Raw genomic sequence first — 15,330 nt, forward strand, 5'->3', positions numbered from 1 at the left:
ACCCCCGTCACGGGCAGAATTTTTGAGCGTGCTGAATCACATCGCCGACATTGACTTTCAATCCCGCCTTCGCAAAATCCGGGTTCGGGTCCGGCCGCCAGATTTTTTCCAGCGGCTCGTACATCTTCCCTTTCCCCATGATCTGAAACTCCCTTGAAGCCGCCACACCGTTTAAAGCATAAGTGGTGCCACCGGATTCAAAAACCAGATAACGCCCTTCATCGCAGCGCACCTTCCCGCTCTTCAGGGTGAACGGCCAGTCGCCCTGGAACGTCGCCTTGGAAATATCCGGGTTGGGCCCGGCGGGCCCGGCGGTACTACCATCCGGTTTCACGCTACTGCCAAACCATATAAACAACGCAGCCAAGGTGACTAAAACCCCAGCCGCGATCTTTTGGCCCTTACTCGATTTTTGCATCGTGGTCATGGTCTTCCCTCATGGAGTCATCAACAATTTTGGGAGCCCCATGCCAGCCCAGGTTCGGAATCCATTGCAGGGCGCACCCCCAGTGGCCAAGGCAGTACCTATGGCACCCAAATTTTCAACACATGGGTACAGCAATCAGTCTAACTGAAAACTCCAGAACGCTCTTTCATTTTTTAGGGTAAACAGAACATAATATCCGGTTGGGAGGGGTCGTCCGGCGACAGTATTTTTGACTCAATACCTTTTATTTAAAGCACTTTGATTTAGGCACGTCCACTCCCTGCTTGTCCCGCGATGGCAGGAAAAAAATAGCGCCCCGTCCTCGGTTCCGCCCTCAGGTTTTCCCGGCGAAGTCAAAAGCATTCCCTGCGCACCCTGGAAAAAGTTCGCTCTTCCGAATTAACCCGTTTATTTGCCTGTTGGGGAGGGGTGCGCGATCGCCTGCCGCTTTAAATGGAAATTTCCCCTGCCGGGACCTAAATTAAAGGTAAGAGACTGCATGAAAAAAAACAGCCGGTATTGGTTGGGATACTTCATAAACACAACGTAGAGGTTTGCCATGAACTCCGCAAAAGACTTTGAAGCATTTTGGGAAACCGTTCAAACGCGCATTCACCGTCATCCCGTTATCACCTACAACCCGTACTGCAAATGGTTCAGGCAAGGCACCTTCACCCTCGAAGACCTGATCCACCTGTTCACCCAATTCGCCGTGTTTTCCAAATGGTTCCTGCTGGTGCAGATGATGCGGATGATGCACGCCGCCGATCTGGAGGCGGAAACCCACGCCCGCTACATCCTCGCCAACGAACTCGGCGTGCACATCAATCCGGACGGCACCACAGAGGACCAACCGTTCAAAACCCGTTGGGCGCACATCAACTGGTTACGCGACACGGCGCAGCCTCTGGGGCTCAATGCGGAAATGCTGGGCAGTTGGGAAACGGCCTCGGCCTCGACGCGCCGTTTCATCAGCGGCCTGGAAGAAACCTACGGCAGCAAGGACGGCGAAGTCGGACGCGGCGCCAGCTACGCCATCGAATCCTGGGCGGCGTGGGGCATTGGCAGGGGAAACGAGGAAGCCAACAATTTCTGGAAAGAATTGATCGACGGCCTCGAAATTTACAACGAGACCTGTCATGCCTACGGCGATCCCGCCATCCCGCTCGACTTCTTCGAGTTCCATTTCAACAGTGAAAAGGGACACGGCGACAACGTGCTGGAGGAGTTGCAACAGGCGTACAACAAACCGGGGTTCGACAGCGAGAAGTTTCTGCGCGCGGGTGAGAAGGCGCTGGACGCCATCCATACCTTCTGGCTGGGACTGGACCGCGACCGCCATCAGCGCGAAGCGATGCGGAACTATTACCCGCTCGTGGTCGGAGCGTGACGGCGCCGCCATCGAGTCACACCTGGCAAACCATCCGGCGTGACGGGATACCCCCAATCCCTCACGCCGGGGTTGCGGCAACCGCTCTCATGCGTCGCGCGCCGCCAGCCGCTGCGCATGCAGGCTTTCGTATTCGTCCAGGCACTCCGCGTTGGCGATGACGTTGCGATTGGCCACCGGCCGCCCCATGAACACGCCACGCACGGCCAGTTCCACCTTTTTTCCATTCATCGTTTTCGGCACATCCTGCACCACAAACATCTCGTGCGGCACGTGGCGCGGCGAGGCTTCGGTTTTCAACGCCTGCCGGATGCATTGCTGCACCGCGTCATCCCACTCCACGCCGTCCACCAGCACCACAAACAAAAGCACGCGGATGTCGTGGTCTTCCTCGACGCCGATCACCAGGCTGTCCCGCACCGCATCGAGGTTCTCGACGATGCGGTAGATCTCCGCGGTGCCGATGCGCACGCCGCCGGGATTGAGCGTGGCGTCGCTGCGCCCGTACACGATGACGCCGCCCTCTTCCGTGATTGTTATGTAATCGCCATGCAGCCACACCCCCGGCACCCTCTCGAAGTAAGCGCTGCGGTACCGTGCGCCGTCGGCATCGTTCCAGAACGCGACCGGCATCGACGGCACGGGCGACCGGCAGGCCAGCTCGCCCTGCTCGCCCACCACCGGCTTGCCGTCGGCGTTCAACGCCACCACGTCCATGCCGAGGCCCAGGCACTGGATCTCCCCGGAACGCACCGGCAACATGGGGTTGCCCAGCATGAAACAGGAAATGATGTCGGTGCCGCCGGAGATCGACGACAACTGCACGTCCTGCTTCACCGCGCGGTACACGTACTCGAAACTTTGCTGATCGAGAGGCGAACCGGTGGACAGGATCGCCTTCAACGTAGAGAGGTCGGCAACCTCCCCCGGCATCTTGCCTTCTTCGCGGTTGATGGATAAATACTTCGGGCTGGTGCCGAACACGGTGATGCCCGCCTCTTCCACCAGCTGCCACAGCACGTCGAGCGACGGATACGCGGGCGAGCCCTCGTACAACACGATCGTCGCCTGCCGGGCCAGCGCCGACACCAGCCAGTTCCACATCATCCAGCCGCAGGTGGTGTAATAAAACACCACGTCTTCCGGCCCGATGTCCGTGTGCAACGCGTGTTCTTTATGATGCTGCAACAGCGTACCGCCGGTGCCGTGCACGATGCCTTTGGGCAGGCCCGTGGTGCCGGAGGAATACATGATGAACAAAGGATGGTTGAAGCCCACCGACTCGAAACGCAACTCCACATCACTGGCTTCGCGTGCGAACTCCCGCCACGCCATCGCCTGGTGCAGGCCGAGCGATGACGGATCGTAATCGGGATCGAGGTAGGGCACGATGACCACATCGCGCAGACCGGGAAGCTGCGGCGCCAGTTCGCGAATCCGGTCATCGAGGGCGTGACGCTTGCCGTTGTAGGTGTAGCCATCGACGGTGATCAGCACCTTCGGCTCCGCCTGGCCGAAACGGTCGAGCACGCCCTGCAACCCAAAATCGGGCGAGCACGAGGTCCACACCGCGCCCACCGCCGCCGTGCCCAGCATGGCCACCACCGTCTCCACGATGTTGGGCAGGTAGCCCGCAATGCGGTCGCCCGGCTCCACCCCTGTACGGCGCAGCCCGGAAGCGAAGCACGCCACCTGGTGGCGCAGTTCTTCAAAGCTCATGCGCTGCGTGGGGCGCGTTTCGGAACGGCTGAGGATCGCCGTCTTCTGTCCCGGACCTTTTAACAGGTTGGCCGCGTAGTTCAACTCCGCGCCGTCGAACCACACCGCACCGGGCAGGGTCTTCGAGGAAAGGGTTTGTTTCGGCGGGAGGATGAGATCGATGCCCGACTGGCGCAGGTAATATTCCCAGAACTGTTCGAGCCGCTTCACCGACCAGCGGTGCAGCTGGGCATAGGTTTTGATATCGAGACCGAACTCGCGATTGACCGATTGCAGAAACCGCTGCATGTGAGAATGCTTGACCCGCGACTTCGCAGGCCGCCAAAGGATCGGGTTCATCACCTTCTCCTTTATTAAAGGAGAAATCTTGAAAGCAGAAAACATCACCACATAGATTCTTCGTCGCTCACGCTCCTCAGAATGACACAATGATACGAGTCCTGTCATTCTGAGCGTCAGCGAAGAATCTATGTTTTAAATTTCTAAAGCCTTCAACAGAGTTCTCCATATAGATAAAACTTCACTGCGTCACACCAGTTCGACCACCATTGCCGTGGCCTCACCGCCGCCGATGCATAAACTGGCGCAACCCAGCCGCTTGCCATGCGTCGTGAGCGCGTTGAGCAGGGTCACCAGAATGCGCGCACCGGTCGCACCGATGGGGTGTCCCAATGCAATCGCCCCACCGTGTACATTCACCTTGTCCGGGTCGAGTCCCAATTGATCGTGCACGGCCAAAGACATCGGCGCGAAGGCTTCGTTGATTTCAAACAGATCGATGTCTTCCAGCTTGAGCTGGCACGCTTCCAGCACCTTGCGCACCGCTTCCACCGGGGCCAGCGCAAAGGTGTCCGGCGACTGCGCGTGCGTGGCGTAACCGAGAATGCGCGCCAGCGGTTTGTGATGCGCCGACGGCTTGCCGACGATCAACGCCGCCGCGCCGTCGCTCAATTTCGCGCCGTTGGTGCGGGTGATGGTGCCTCCCGGCTTTTCGAACACCGGCGGCATCGACGCCATTTTTTCGAGATCGTCCGCATGCGGTTGTTCGTCGTGATCCACCGTCTGCGTGTAGGTGCGGTGCCACACCGGCACCGTGATGAGTTCCTTGGCAACAATGCCCTTGTCCATCGCCGCGCGGGCGCGGGTGTAGCTTTGCAGGGCGTAGGCGTCCTGCGCCGCACGGTCGTAGCCAAAACGGTGCGCCAGCATCTGGCTGAGTTCGCCCATGTGCCGGTTTTCGTGCGGGTCCCACAGGCCGTCGTGGATCATCGCATCCACCATGTGCGCGTTGCCCAGCTTGTGACCGCGCCGCATGTGCGGCACCAGGAACGGCGCCCGGCTCATGTTCTCCATGCCGCCGGCGACGACGAAATCGGACTGACCGAGCCGGATCGACTGATCGGCCATCATCACCGCCTTCATGCCGGAGCCACACACCTTGTTGACGGTGGTCGCGCCGACCGTATCCGGGATGCCCGAATGCAGCGCCGCCTGCCGGGCCGGGGCCTGCCCCACCCCCGCCTGCAACACGTTGCCGACGATGACTTCATCGATATCCGCGCCGTCGAAACCGCCGCGCTTCAGCGCTTCGCGGATGGCGAACGCCGCCAGCTCCGGTGCGGGCACCGGCGCCAGCGCCCCGTTGAAGCGGCCGATCGGCGTGCGCACTGCACTGTACAGGTAGCTGTGGGAGTTTTCCCGGCTCATAATGTGAGACCTTTCGGAAGGAGGGTCATTTTTTGACCGTGGGGCGTTCCATGCGGAACAGGTCGGTGGTCTTCGTATAAAAATCCGCGCCCATGCGGCCGACATTGTTCAGCATTTCAGGTGGAATGCCTTTCTGCCATTCGACGGATTTCAGGCTATCGGACAGATGGATTTCGCGCACGTCGCCCAGCACCAGCGTGCCCGTGCCCGCGCCGCTGCCCAGAGGCACGGTGCGGTTGAGTTCGCACACCAGTTGCACCGGGCTTTCAGCGATGAACGGTGGTTTGCCCGGGCCGCGCTCAACGACAGCCACCTCCGCCTCTTCAAATTCGTCGATGCCGGAGTCGAACGGCGCGGAACTGATGTTGGCCTTGTCCGACGCCTCGAACGACACCACGCCCACCACGTATTCGCCGGTAGCCTTGATGTTTTTCAAGGTGTCCTTTTCCGACCCGTCGCGGTTGAAGAAAATGGAGTTGGACACCATCGGCGGGTTCATCGAACAGATGTTGAAATAACTGAACGGCGCCAGGTTCCGTTTGCCGTCGGCGGACAGGCTGGAAATCCAGGCGATGGGACGCGGCTGCACGATGGAGTTCATCAGGTGATACACCTCCACCCAGAAGTGGTCCTCCGGACGGATTAAAGAATAGCCGTGGTGTGGGGTCATGGTCGGGTCTCCTGCCAGCTTTTGGGATAATCCGGGTCTTCCAGCGCCTCGCCTGCCGCCGTCAACGTCATCGGCTGGAAGGTATCGACCATCACCGCCTGCTCCTCGGTCTGTTTCGCACCGATGGAGCCCGCATACGCGCCGGGGTGCGGGCCGTGCGGGATGCCCGACGGATGGTAACTGATGGAACCCTGCTCGATGCCTTTGCGGCTGGTGAAATCGCCGGAATGATAAAACAGCAACTCGTCGCAGTTGACCGAGGAATGGTAAAACGGACAGGGCACCGCCTTGGCGTCGAAATCCAAAGGACGCGGCAGGAAACTCATCACCGCGAAACCGCCGCCGGCAAACGTCAGGTGCGAAGTCGGCGGCAGGTGCACGCGCCCGGTCTTGGGCTGGATGGCGTCGAGGTTGATGGCGTAGGGATAGACGTACCCGTCCCAGCCTTCCATGCGGAAATAGTTTTCGGAATAATGCGTGCGCGTGAACGCGCCCTGGCGCTTGCGCACGATGGCCACCGGTTCCTCGTTTTCAAACAAGTCCGCATCCCACTCCGGCAGTTTGAAACTGCGCTCGGAATACGGCGCATCCATTTTGATCTGCCCGGCAGCGTGACGGAACTCCTGCGGGATGTCGATATCGCGCTTCGCCTCCACGTACAGCAGGCCCGGTGGCGCCTCGAACCGGAAGCGGTACGGACACGACCGCGGAATGATGAGGTAGTCGCCCGCCCGCAATTGGATTTTGCCGAACAGGCTTTGCAGCACCGCCGCTCCCTTGCAAACGAAAAACAATTCGTCGGCGTCGTTGTTGGCGAAGAACGTCATCTCTTCTTGCGCCGGATGACACAGGCCATAACTCAGATCGTCGTTGAACGCCAGCAGCGTGCGCGCCGCGATGAAATGGTGTTCCGGCTCCGCCATGCCGCCGCGAAAATGCCGCCGTTCCAGAAGCGCATCGGCGCGCGGCTGGGGACGGCCCCACGCGGCCTCACTATAAACCTCGCGCATGGACTCACCGGTCGGCGGGTGGTGCAGGTACAGGATCGAATACGGTTCCTCAAACCCTTCCCGCGTGAAGCAGTATTCGTTCAGCAGTTTCGATCCCGCATAATGCGCGGTGTGGTGCATGGGAGCGATGTTGCCCGATTGCATGTAACGGAACATGAAGATTCAACCGACCTTGTGGGTCAGCCTCCCTATGTGTTCGATTTCCAGTTCGACCACGTCTCCGGTTTCCAGAAAGCGGTCGAGTTCGAGTCCGCACCCGCCGCCCACGGTGCCGCTGGCGAGGACGTCGCCGGGGTACAGCGTCTGGTACTCGCAGGCGAAGGCGATGGCCTGCTCGAAGGTGAAGTGCGACGAGCCACTGTTGCCCTCCGCCAATTGTTCGCCGTTCACCCAGGCGCGCATGGTGAGGTTGCGCGGATCGGGGATGGCGTCCGGCGTCACCATCCACGGCCCCAACCCGGTGTTGAAGTCTTTCGCCTTGGCCGGGCCCAGCCCGATTTTCATGATCTGCTCCTGCAACGCGCGCGCGGAAAAATCATTGACCACGGTGTACGCGCCGATGCAATCCGCCGCTTCCTTTTCCGACACACCGCGGCATTCCTTTTTGATGATCACCCCCAGCTCCAACTCGAAATCCTTTTTGGTTTCGCCGTCGGGAAAGGCAACGGTGGAGTTGTGACCACTGAAACAGCGCGGCGAGCCGTTGTACCACACCGGGTACTGGTACCACTCCGGCACCATCTCCAGCCCGCGTTTACTGCGCGCGGTTTTGACGTGTTGTTCGAAGGTATAAAAATCCATGAACGCGCCCGGTCGCTCCACCGGCGGCAGCAGCGTGACAAGATCCAGCGGCAACCCCGGCTGCTCGATGATCTTGTTCCACAACGGATCGCCGCTGTGCAGATGACTCAACGCCTGCACCGTGCTCATGCCGATCAACGGAAACACCTTGCCGTCATGAAGCAGGCCGTCTTGCGGCGGCTGGCCGGGCGCCTGGTAGCGCAGCAGTTTCATGGGACCGACTCCTGCATTTCGATGGCTTCGAACAGGGCGCGGAAGTTGCCCTCGCCGAATCCCGGATGGCCGCAGCGCTGAATGATTTCGAAGAAAAACGGTCCCGCGTTTTCCTCGTGGTACAGCACCGAGGCGTCCTTCAGAAAAATCTGGAGCAGGTAGTTGCCGTCCTGGCCGTCCACCAGGATGCCCGCCTTCTTCAGGTCTTTCAGGTCCTCCTTGATATCGCCCATCTTCTGTTGGGCGATGCGCTCCGGCAGCATGTCGTAATAAGCGTCGGGCGTGTCGAGGAACTCGATGCCGCGGCCCTTCAGCGTCTCCACCGTCTCCAGCAGGTGGTCCACCGACAGGGCAATGTGCTGGATGCCCGCGCCGTGGTTGCGCTCGACGAAGGTCTGGATCTGCGAGTCGTTGTAATGCGGATACAACGGTTCGTTGCTGGCGAACTTCACCGCGGAACCCGGATCGTACATGACCTGCGACGACAGGCCCGTGCCCTTGCGCCCCGACTTGTGATCCGGCGTGTGGAACGCCACGCTCCAGAATTTTTTGAAATCCAGAACGTGTTCGAAAAAATTATAGATGGGGTACAGCGTGCGCGCATTGACCGTCATGTGATCGATCGTTTTGAACGGCGCCATCTGGGCCGGCGGATGCGGCACCTTCTCAAACATGGGAATGTCTGCCTCATTGCCCGTCACCTCCAGAAACGTGATCTCCATGAAGCCGATCGGGGTGGCGATGGTGACGAAGCGGTGGCGGCAACTGTCGGATTCGACCCCCTTTTCCGGATGCACGAAGGTGGCGTTGTGTTCTTTCAGGTAATCGACGGCGCGGTCGAGGTCTTCCACCTGCAAGGTGACGTTGCGGATGCCGGGGCATAGAATTTTGAGGTACTGCGCCGTGTAGCTGTGGTGCGACAGAGGCGTCGAGACCATGAGCCGCACGTCGTTGGCGGAAAAATAAATGGCCTTGCTCTTGAACCGCTCCTCCCACTGCGGCGTGGACCGGTGTGTTTCCACGAGGCCCATCTTCTCGATATAAAAACTGCGGCTGCGGTCGAAGAAATCGACCACAAATTCCACCGAAAATACGTTTTTGATCCCCAAGCGGGATGCTTTGTCCATGCCGTGCCTCCCTTCTCTAGTGAACCCATACAACCTTCTTCAATGAATATAGGTCCCGGAAATACGCTTGGCACTTGTTATTTAGATGATACGGGAGGCACGGGGGATTCGCCTTAAAATTGAATACAATTATTGAGTATTCAATAGGTTAAGGTGCACTTCGCGGGCTGCGGGACAGGTCGCCCTGGCATGGGTGCCGCCCGTCCACACAAGCGGTCCTCCTGCGGTCCCAGACAAGATGCAGGGTCGCGCCGTACGGACCATTTAAAGTTTGATATTTATCCCTAGTTGCCTGAATCTGTTAGAATTATGTCTCGCGAACCGATTCCAGACACCGCCCTGAACAGGGCCCTGCAACACCCTCTGGCCGCCCCGCTGTTTCTGGGCGTTCTCTATGTGGTTTCGCGCCTCGTCAACCTGTCGGCCCTGCCAATGGTTTACGATGAAGCGATTTACCTGCGCTGGGCGGACATCATCCGCACCGATCCGTCTTCCCTGTTCGTCTCGGCGATGGACGGCAAACCGCCGTTTTTTTTCTGGCTGAACGCCATCACGCTGGGATGGTTTGAGAATGTTCTGGACTCAGCGCGCCTGATTTCGGTGGTGGCGGGAGGGCTGGCGGCAATCGGGGTGTACCGGATTGGCGCACTGCTGGACTCGCGGCAAACGGGTTTTCTGGCAACGCTGATTTATATTTCCCTGCCGTTGGTGCTGACCCATGACCGGCTGGGACTGACCGACGCCCTGCTCACGGCGTTTGTCATCTGGACCCTGTATGCGGGCCTGCGCCTGGCGAAGGATGCGCGCCCTTCATGGGGCTGGGCGTTGGGGCTGGGTGTGTTTTCCGGGCTGGGATTTCTCACCAAAACGCCGCTGTTGATGTTCCTCGTGTTTCCGGTTTTTGCGTTGGCGCTGTACAACGACTTGAGGAACCGGATGGCATGGTCGCGCCTGCTGTTCGCGGGCATCGTCTTTGCTGTGATCGCGCTGCCTTTCCTGCTGCACGAACCGGACTACGTTTTTTCGCATTCCAGCAAGGTGCTGCATCACGAGGTTCCCCTGTTTGCAACGCTGATGGCGCTGTTCTCATTCGATCATCCCCGCCTCCTGCCGCACTTGAGAGAACTGGCGGACGTCGGCTTGCTCTATGTAACGGTACCGGTGATGATTCTGGCGCTGGTGGGTCTGGTCAAAGGCCTGCGGGATCTCGACCGGACGGCCCTGTTCCTGTTTTTGTGGTTCATCCTGCCGACCGCGGTGTTTCTGATCTTTGCCGAGGTGGCGTACCCGCGTTATTTTCTGGTGGCCCTGCCGCCGGTGGCTTTGTTGGCGGCTCAGGGTTTGAGCTGCCTGATGTCGCATATTGAAACATCCCTGCGCCCCCGTTCCTCCCTCATCGGCGGGGTGGCCGCCGTCGTCCTGGGCGTGGTCTGCCTGGTACCGGTCTGGCGTTGGGATACCCACTCCCTCACCGCACCGGAGACCAGCGCCTGGACCGAGATCGACCACTGGCAGTACGTGCGCTATCCGCAGGGACCGTATGCCCTGGCCGATGCCGTCCGCTTCCTGAAAGACGAGCGTCGCCAGGGACCGCTGGGCGTCTTCCTCACTCACAAGCGCGGCATTCCCAGCGATGCCCTCTACCTGTACCTCAAAGAGGAGCCGGGCATCGCCCTCTATGAACCGTGGCAGGCGCTGCCTTTTCCCCATTCCCTGCAATCGGCGCAGGAGTTTGTGGTTGCCGCTTCCAAGTATCAGCCAGGGGACAGGCGGCGTTTTGCTATTCAGGAACTGAAGGGCAAACGCCTGTTCTTCGTCGCCAGCACGCGGATATTCCCCATCCATGAAGTCTTGGCGAAGAATCCCGGATTGCGCCTGAGAAAACACTACGATGACATCGGGCCTTACGAGGTGTTTTCCTTCGCCATCTACGAACGGCCCGGCGAACTGAGCCCGGTCGCCACATCCCACAAAACCCGGCCCTGAAAAAGCCCGGCTCACACCAGACGCTCATCCCTGCCGGTCAGCACAGCGCCGGATTGGCTTCCTTGTATAACGGGTCGGAGCATTGCGGCAGCGGTTTTTGGGGGGATGCCTGTTCGTCACCCGGCGTGCCGGGGTCGCCCTCGGAACCGGGGTCGAACCGGACGGAATCCGTGTCGCCTTTCGGGTCGAGGTCGGCGCCGGGATGGCATTCGGCGGGAGAGGTTGTCTGCTCCGCATCGTTTTGCTGCGGCGCGGCGGTTTCCCCACAATCGGGGTTGGACTTGAACTCGGAGGCGATGGGCTCCGCGCCGAGAGGAGCTACCGAGAGAAACAGCAAAACCAGTCCGCTCACAATCAGAAGAACCCACTCTGTTACCACTTTACGCGTGTTCATTCTCGTCTCCTCCACCGCGACCCTGCGGCCGTCGAGGTTGCAGGATGTGGAAAGCGCGTCACTCGGTCTGTGAACGAGGCTCGCCGTTTGCTGAGTTCGAAGCTTCCAGTTTGTGTTTTTCGACCAGCGCATCCACCTGTCGCCTGAAACCTTTCGACTGCATCAATTCCTGGCTCCAGTCACTGCCCGCCTGTCCGGCCTCGCGGCTGATGATCGGCATTTTCTTTTTCCATTCTTCCCAGAACGGATTTTCAAACATCCCGATCAATTGCTGGATCACCTCGTGCGACATGTGGTGATCGTAAACGGGGACCACGCGGTCGATCAGCGTCTTCATTTCTTCCTCGCCGATGAGGTCGTAGAAGTCGTCCCAGAAGGCTTGGGGGGCATCGGGATAAGCGGTGGCGACCATGCTGCCGTAGGAATTCAGCACACCCTCTTTCATGTAATCCAATTGCTGGTAGATGCCGGAAACGCGGAGCAGCTTGCGAATGTCGCGCTCCTTTTCGGGATCGATGTCGGCATGCAGCAGCCCGGCGCCCAACAGGCCCCAGATCGCCAGCCCCGCCGCCAGAACCACCCCGTTTTTGATCCAGTTCATAGAGTGTGCCCTCTCAAGTCCAAGTGGACCTTCATTATACGGGAGGCTTGCACCACGACGCCAAAATAAAAGGCCCGGCACCCCGAGGCGGGCCAGGCCTTGATTTGGAAAAACCGTCTGCTTGAACATTACATGCAGGCTGGGTTGAACGGAGTTGAACGGATCGGAACCGTCACAGGTCGCCGAAGGTTGAGGCTCGGTCGTGCTCGTGGTGATGGCAGCCGGTGCGACGGGTTCGGACAGCGACATGGGCAGAGCGGGATAGAGTCTGACAAAATTTGTCAGTAAAATCACATCTTTTTACCCTCATTTGAGCCCTCGACAGGTTTCTCCACCCCTTCCCGCCACCCAAACAAGAAGAATACCCCGCCTCCCTGCCTGGTTCCCATGGGACAAAAGGCGCTTGCCAAATGCGTTGAGGGGAACATATTGAAGGGTACAGAACCTTTTCCACCTGCCGTGTCCAACAGAAGAAGCGCTCCACAGGTGGACATCCATCCTCTACCATTTTTCAAGGGAGTTGGATCATGAACCATCGATTATTTTGGATACCCGTATTCGCACTGCTGGCCAGCCTGATTTTCCCGGGCACACTTTTGGCTGAGGAAAGCACCACCACTCCGGCCACGGTAAAAATGACCGTGATCAAACCGGGGGAAGCGCAACGCTGCAAGACCGACTTCATCGTGGAAAACCTGGATGGAGAGACGGCGGACCTCAAAGTCGTGCTCGGCCACAAGGTGTACGTGGACGAACTGTTGAATCCGCGGGAACGCCGTGCGTTCAGTCTGCCGGGCACCATCATGACCGCCAAGTTCCACGGCCACAACGTGCCGCAGGAAGATGCGGCTGTCATCATCAACCTTGGGCCGAAGGCGGACATCCAGTTGCGCTGCATTCAACTGCCGGTGAACCCTCCGCCCCAAAAGGATGACCTGGCGGTCTTCAAATAAACCGCCAGAACCGGCTTCCATGTTGTGGACGCATGCCAGAGCACCCATCACTGCCCCGGTTTCCTGAAAGGACCGGGGCGGTGCAGGGTTGTGCTCTCACACATCCACTGCCTGGTGGGGGTATTTCTTGAGCAGGTCTTCGAACACGCGGTCGCGCACCGGATCCATACCGGGACCAAAGTGGTCCTCGGCCAGGGTCAATCCGTCGTGGGCGGCGCCGGGATCTTTTTTGAGGGCGAAACGGATACCGGGATAGAACGCGTGCAACGCAAAGGGATCGACGTCGGAGAAAGCGGCCTTTTCAAACGAAAGCACCTGGTCCCAGTCCAGCCACTTGCCCGTACGCGGATTGCGCACCTGGTAATGGCCCTTCCTGAGGCGCAGGCAACGGATCCCGCACAGATGGGCCACACGTGAAATGACTTGCTGCGACACGCCCGCCAACGCGATGGCAAGAAACAGGAGGGCCCACTGTTGCTTGTCCACCGCCCACAACACCCCGCTCATCAGCCCTGTCACCAACGATGCCAGAAAAACGCCGCCATGAAACATATTGAGGGCGGCCAGGGCCACCGTCAGCAAACTGTAACCCGGGTAGCGGTTCCAGAACATAAGGGATTGAGGGATACGGATTATGAAGGGACTCAGGGCGATGACCCGTCCGCGTATTTTTGCAAAAAATACCGGAAAGGTCTAATCCCTTTTGCAAACCGGAAGCGCGGCATGCGCGTGGCGCGGGGCGAGCGTCTTCAGTTCAAAGCGATTGACTCACATCGACCAGCCAGTCGTAATAGTCGCCGAACTGCGGGAAATAAGGAACGAGAAGGTCAGGATTCTTCTACGGGGGCCAGCACGGTCTGGGACACGCCTTCAAACAGTTTCAGGGCTTTTTCGCGTTGTGCGGCATGGTCCACGATCGGCGTGGGGTAATCACGCCCCAACCGGCACCCCGCTTTTTCCTGCTCGGAGGCAGGCGCCTCGTGCGGCCAGTGGATGTGGGTGTTGGAGAATCCGGCCAGCTCCGGCAGGTGGGCGCGGAGGAAGCGGCCTTCGGGATCGAAATGTTTGGACTGGGTGACGGGGTTGAAGATGCGGAACCAAGGTTGCGCGTCGCAGCCGGTGGAGGCGCACCACTGCCAGCCGCCGTTGTTCGAGGCCAGGTCGAAATCCAGAAGTTTGCGCGCGAACCACGCCTCGCCCCAACGCCAGTCGATCAACAGGTCCTTGACCAGAAACGACGCCACCACCATGCGCAGCCGATTGTGCATCCATCCGGTGCGCTCGAAATGGCGCATGGCCGCATCGACCAGCGGGTAACCGGTCTCGCCGCGGCACCATTTCTCGAAATGCTCCGGTTTGCCCGGCCATTGGATGCGGTCGTACTCGGAGCGGAACGCACCCCGCACCACATAAGAAAAGCGGTCGAGGATCGTCTGATAAAAATCGCGCCAGATGAGTTCCGTCAGCCAGGCGCGGGCGCCTTCATCTTTCTGGGTCAGGGCGGTGCGCACCAGCTCGCGGATGGAAATCGTGCCGAAGCGCAGGTGCGCGGACAGGCCGGAGGTGCCGTGATTGCGGCTGGGGAAGTCGCGGTCGCGATGATAGCGGTGCATGTGCTTTTGAAATTTTTTCCAGGCGGCGCGCGCCCCTTCTTCACCCGCTTTCAACCACAGATCGTTTTCCTCAAAGCCAAGCGCTTTCAGGCTCCACGGATCGCTCCATTTTTCGAACACCTTCGCCTGAGCCAGCCGCTTCAGATTCGGTTTCTCTTCCACCAGTTGTTCCGGCCGCAGCGCCGCCAGCCACGCGTTCTTGTAGGGAGTGAACACTTTATACGGTTCGCCCTGCCGCGTGACGATGTCCGGGTGCTCGAACACAACCTGATCCATATAGGAATGAAACGCGACGTCCGAGATTTTCAGTTTTTGCTCGACGATGCGGTCGCGCTTGCGCGCATAGGGATCGTAGTCGCGGTTGGTGAACACCGCCTGCACCTTGAGGTCCTGCGCCAGCCGCGGGATATCCAGCACCGGATCGCCGTGGCACACCAGCAGGGACGATCCTTTTTTGACCAGCCGTCTCTGCATATCCTGCAAGGAATGGTGGATGAAGGTCAGCCGGCGGTCATCCTTGTCTTCCAGATTGCGCAGGATGTTCGTGTCGAACACGAACACAACGATGACCTCGCGGGTCTGGCGCGTGGCCGCAGCCAAAGCCGTATGATCGCGCAGGCGCAGATCCCGGCGGACCCAGCAGAGAGCTCGTTGATACATCGCCATGGGGGACATCCGAATAGAAAGAATCCTCCCATTGTAGCCCGCAGCAACTCAAT

At 59.5% G+C, this 15,330-nt stretch carries 14 protein-coding genes; 3 read left to right on the plus strand and 11 right to left on the minus strand.

Annotated elements, in window-relative coordinates; genetic code table 11:
• Positions 1 to 7: 7 nt before the first annotated feature.
• Positions 8 to 427, minus strand: a complete 420-nt coding sequence (locus QML71_RS11055) for a DUF2511 domain-containing protein (RefSeq protein ID WP_282011985.1) — start codon at positions 425 to 427, stop codon at positions 8 to 10.
• A 559-nt stretch (positions 428 to 986) separates the two neighbouring features.
• Between QML71_RS11055 and QML71_RS11060 the strand changes: the two genes are divergently transcribed.
• Positions 987 to 1,817 carry a hypothetical protein gene (locus QML71_RS11060; protein WP_282011986.1) on the plus strand — a complete coding sequence of 277 codons (831 nt, stop codon included), beginning with the start codon at positions 987 to 989 and terminating at the stop codon, positions 1,815 to 1,817.
• 87 nt (positions 1,818 to 1,904) lie between these two features.
• Here the strand turns inward: QML71_RS11060 and QML71_RS11065 are convergent, their stop codons facing one another.
• From QML71_RS11065 to QML71_RS11090, 6 genes are all read right to left on the minus strand, one after another.
• Positions 1,905 to 3,875, minus strand: a complete 1,971-nt coding sequence (locus QML71_RS11065) for an acetoacetate--CoA ligase (RefSeq protein ID WP_282011987.1) — start codon at positions 3,873 to 3,875, stop codon at positions 1,905 to 1,907.
• Positions 3,876 to 4,064: 189 nt separating this feature from the next.
• Complete coding sequence (locus QML71_RS11070; protein WP_282011988.1) at positions 4,065 to 5,243, minus strand: thiolase family protein; 1,179 nt, start codon at positions 5,241 to 5,243, stop codon at positions 4,065 to 4,067.
• A 25-nt stretch (positions 5,244 to 5,268) separates the two neighbouring features.
• Positions 5,269 to 5,913 carry a flavin reductase family protein gene (locus QML71_RS11075; protein ID WP_282011989.1) on the minus strand — a complete coding sequence of 215 codons (645 nt, stop codon included), beginning with the start codon at positions 5,911 to 5,913 and terminating at the stop codon, positions 5,269 to 5,271.
• Entirely contained in the window at positions 5,910 to 7,079 is a 1,170-nt protein-coding gene (locus QML71_RS11080; protein WP_282011990.1) for a homogentisate 1,2-dioxygenase, read from the minus strand. Before QML71_RS11080 ends, QML71_RS11075 begins: the two co-directional genes overlap by 4 nt.
• Positions 7,080 to 7,085: 6 nt before the next feature.
• Positions 7,086 to 7,937 (minus strand): fumarylacetoacetate hydrolase family protein, encoded by an 852-nt coding sequence (locus QML71_RS11085; protein WP_282011991.1) that lies wholly within the window; start codon positions 7,935 to 7,937, stop codon positions 7,086 to 7,088.
• The gene (locus QML71_RS11090; protein ID WP_282011992.1) at positions 7,934 to 9,064 is read right to left on the minus strand and encodes a VOC family protein; all 1,131 of its coding nucleotides are present in this window, start codon (positions 9,062 to 9,064) and stop codon (positions 7,934 to 7,936) included. Before QML71_RS11090 ends, QML71_RS11085 begins: the two co-directional genes overlap by 4 nt.
• A gap of 309 nt (positions 9,065 to 9,373) precedes the next feature.
• Between QML71_RS11090 and QML71_RS11095 the strand changes: the two genes are divergently transcribed.
• Positions 9,374 to 11,050 carry an ArnT family glycosyltransferase gene (locus tag QML71_RS11095; protein WP_282011993.1) on the plus strand — a complete coding sequence of 559 codons (1,677 nt, stop codon included), beginning with the start codon at positions 9,374 to 9,376 and terminating at the stop codon, positions 11,048 to 11,050.
• A 37-nt stretch (positions 11,051 to 11,087) separates the two neighbouring features.
• On the opposite strand, the gene QML71_RS11100 is transcribed toward QML71_RS11095, so the two are convergent.
• Together QML71_RS11100 and QML71_RS11105 are read right to left on the minus strand one after the other, a co-directional pair.
• Positions 11,088 to 11,444, minus strand: a complete 357-nt coding sequence (locus QML71_RS11100) for a hypothetical protein (protein ID WP_282011994.1) — start codon at positions 11,442 to 11,444, stop codon at positions 11,088 to 11,090.
• 58 nt (positions 11,445 to 11,502) lie between these two features.
• Positions 11,503 to 12,045, minus strand: a complete 543-nt coding sequence (locus QML71_RS11105; protein WP_282011995.1) for a DUF2059 domain-containing protein — start codon at positions 12,043 to 12,045, stop codon at positions 11,503 to 11,505.
• 527 nt (positions 12,046 to 12,572) lie between these two features.
• Between QML71_RS11105 and QML71_RS11110 the strand changes: the two genes are divergently transcribed.
• On the plus strand, positions 12,573 to 12,998 hold the full coding sequence (locus tag QML71_RS11110) for a hypothetical protein (RefSeq protein WP_282011996.1): 426 nt from the start codon (positions 12,573 to 12,575) through the stop codon (positions 12,996 to 12,998).
• Between the two features lie 96 nt (positions 12,999 to 13,094).
• Here the strand turns inward: QML71_RS11110 and QML71_RS11115 are convergent, their stop codons facing one another.
• Positions 13,095 to 13,610: a hypothetical protein gene (locus tag QML71_RS11115; RefSeq protein WP_282011997.1), complete on the minus strand. Its 516-nt coding sequence runs from the start codon at positions 13,608 to 13,610 to the stop codon at positions 13,095 to 13,097.
• 215 nt (positions 13,611 to 13,825) lie between these two features.
• Complete coding sequence (locus tag QML71_RS11120) at positions 13,826 to 15,277, minus strand: cryptochrome/photolyase family protein (protein ID WP_282011998.1); 1,452 nt, start codon at positions 15,275 to 15,277, stop codon at positions 13,826 to 13,828.
• Between the last annotated feature and the right edge of the window lie 53 nt (positions 15,278 to 15,330).

It is taken from the genome of Nitrospina watsonii (assembly GCF_946900835.1).
Taxonomy (GTDB): Bacteria; Nitrospinota; Nitrospinia; order Nitrospinales; family Nitrospinaceae; genus Nitrospina; species Nitrospina watsonii.

Bases quoted from the DNA above. Each gene is read 5' to 3' on its own strand.
- QML71_RS11055 (WP_282011985.1), bottom strand. From the start codon at position 427: ATGACCACGATGCAAAAATCGAGTAAGGGCCAAAAGATCGCGGCTGGG.
- QML71_RS11060 (WP_282011986.1), top strand. From the start codon at position 987: ATGAACTCCGCAAAAGACTTTGAAGCATTTTGGGAAACCGTTCAAACG.
- QML71_RS11065 (WP_282011987.1), bottom strand. From the start codon at position 3,875: ATGAACCCGATCCTTTGGCGGCCTGCGAAGTCGCGGGTCAAGCATTCT.
- QML71_RS11070 (WP_282011988.1), bottom strand. From the start codon at position 5,243: ATGAGCCGGGAAAACTCCCACAGCTACCTGTACAGTGCAGTGCGCACG.
- QML71_RS11075 (WP_282011989.1), bottom strand. From the start codon at position 5,913: ATGACCCCACACCACGGCTATTCTTTAATCCGTCCGGAGGACCACTTC.
- QML71_RS11080 (WP_282011990.1), bottom strand. From the start codon at position 7,079: ATGTTCCGTTACATGCAATCGGGCAACATCGCTCCCATGCACCACACC.
- QML71_RS11085 (WP_282011991.1), bottom strand. From the start codon at position 7,937: ATGAAACTGCTGCGCTACCAGGCGCCCGGCCAGCCGCCGCAAGACGGC.
- QML71_RS11090 (WP_282011992.1), bottom strand. From the start codon at position 9,064: ATGGACAAAGCATCCCGCTTGGGGATCAAAAACGTATTTTCGGTGGAA.
- QML71_RS11095 (WP_282011993.1), top strand. From the start codon at position 9,374: ATGTCTCGCGAACCGATTCCAGACACCGCCCTGAACAGGGCCCTGCAA.
- QML71_RS11100 (WP_282011994.1), bottom strand. From the start codon at position 11,444: ATGAACACGCGTAAAGTGGTAACAGAGTGGGTTCTTCTGATTGTGAGC.
- QML71_RS11105 (WP_282011995.1), bottom strand. From the start codon at position 12,045: ATGAACTGGATCAAAAACGGGGTGGTTCTGGCGGCGGGGCTGGCGATC.
- QML71_RS11110 (WP_282011996.1), top strand. From the start codon at position 12,573: ATGAACCATCGATTATTTTGGATACCCGTATTCGCACTGCTGGCCAGC.
- QML71_RS11115 (WP_282011997.1), bottom strand. From the start codon at position 13,610: ATGTTCTGGAACCGCTACCCGGGTTACAGTTTGCTGACGGTGGCCCTG.
- QML71_RS11120 (WP_282011998.1), bottom strand. From the start codon at position 15,277: ATGGCGATGTATCAACGAGCTCTCTGCTGGGTCCGCCGGGATCTGCGC.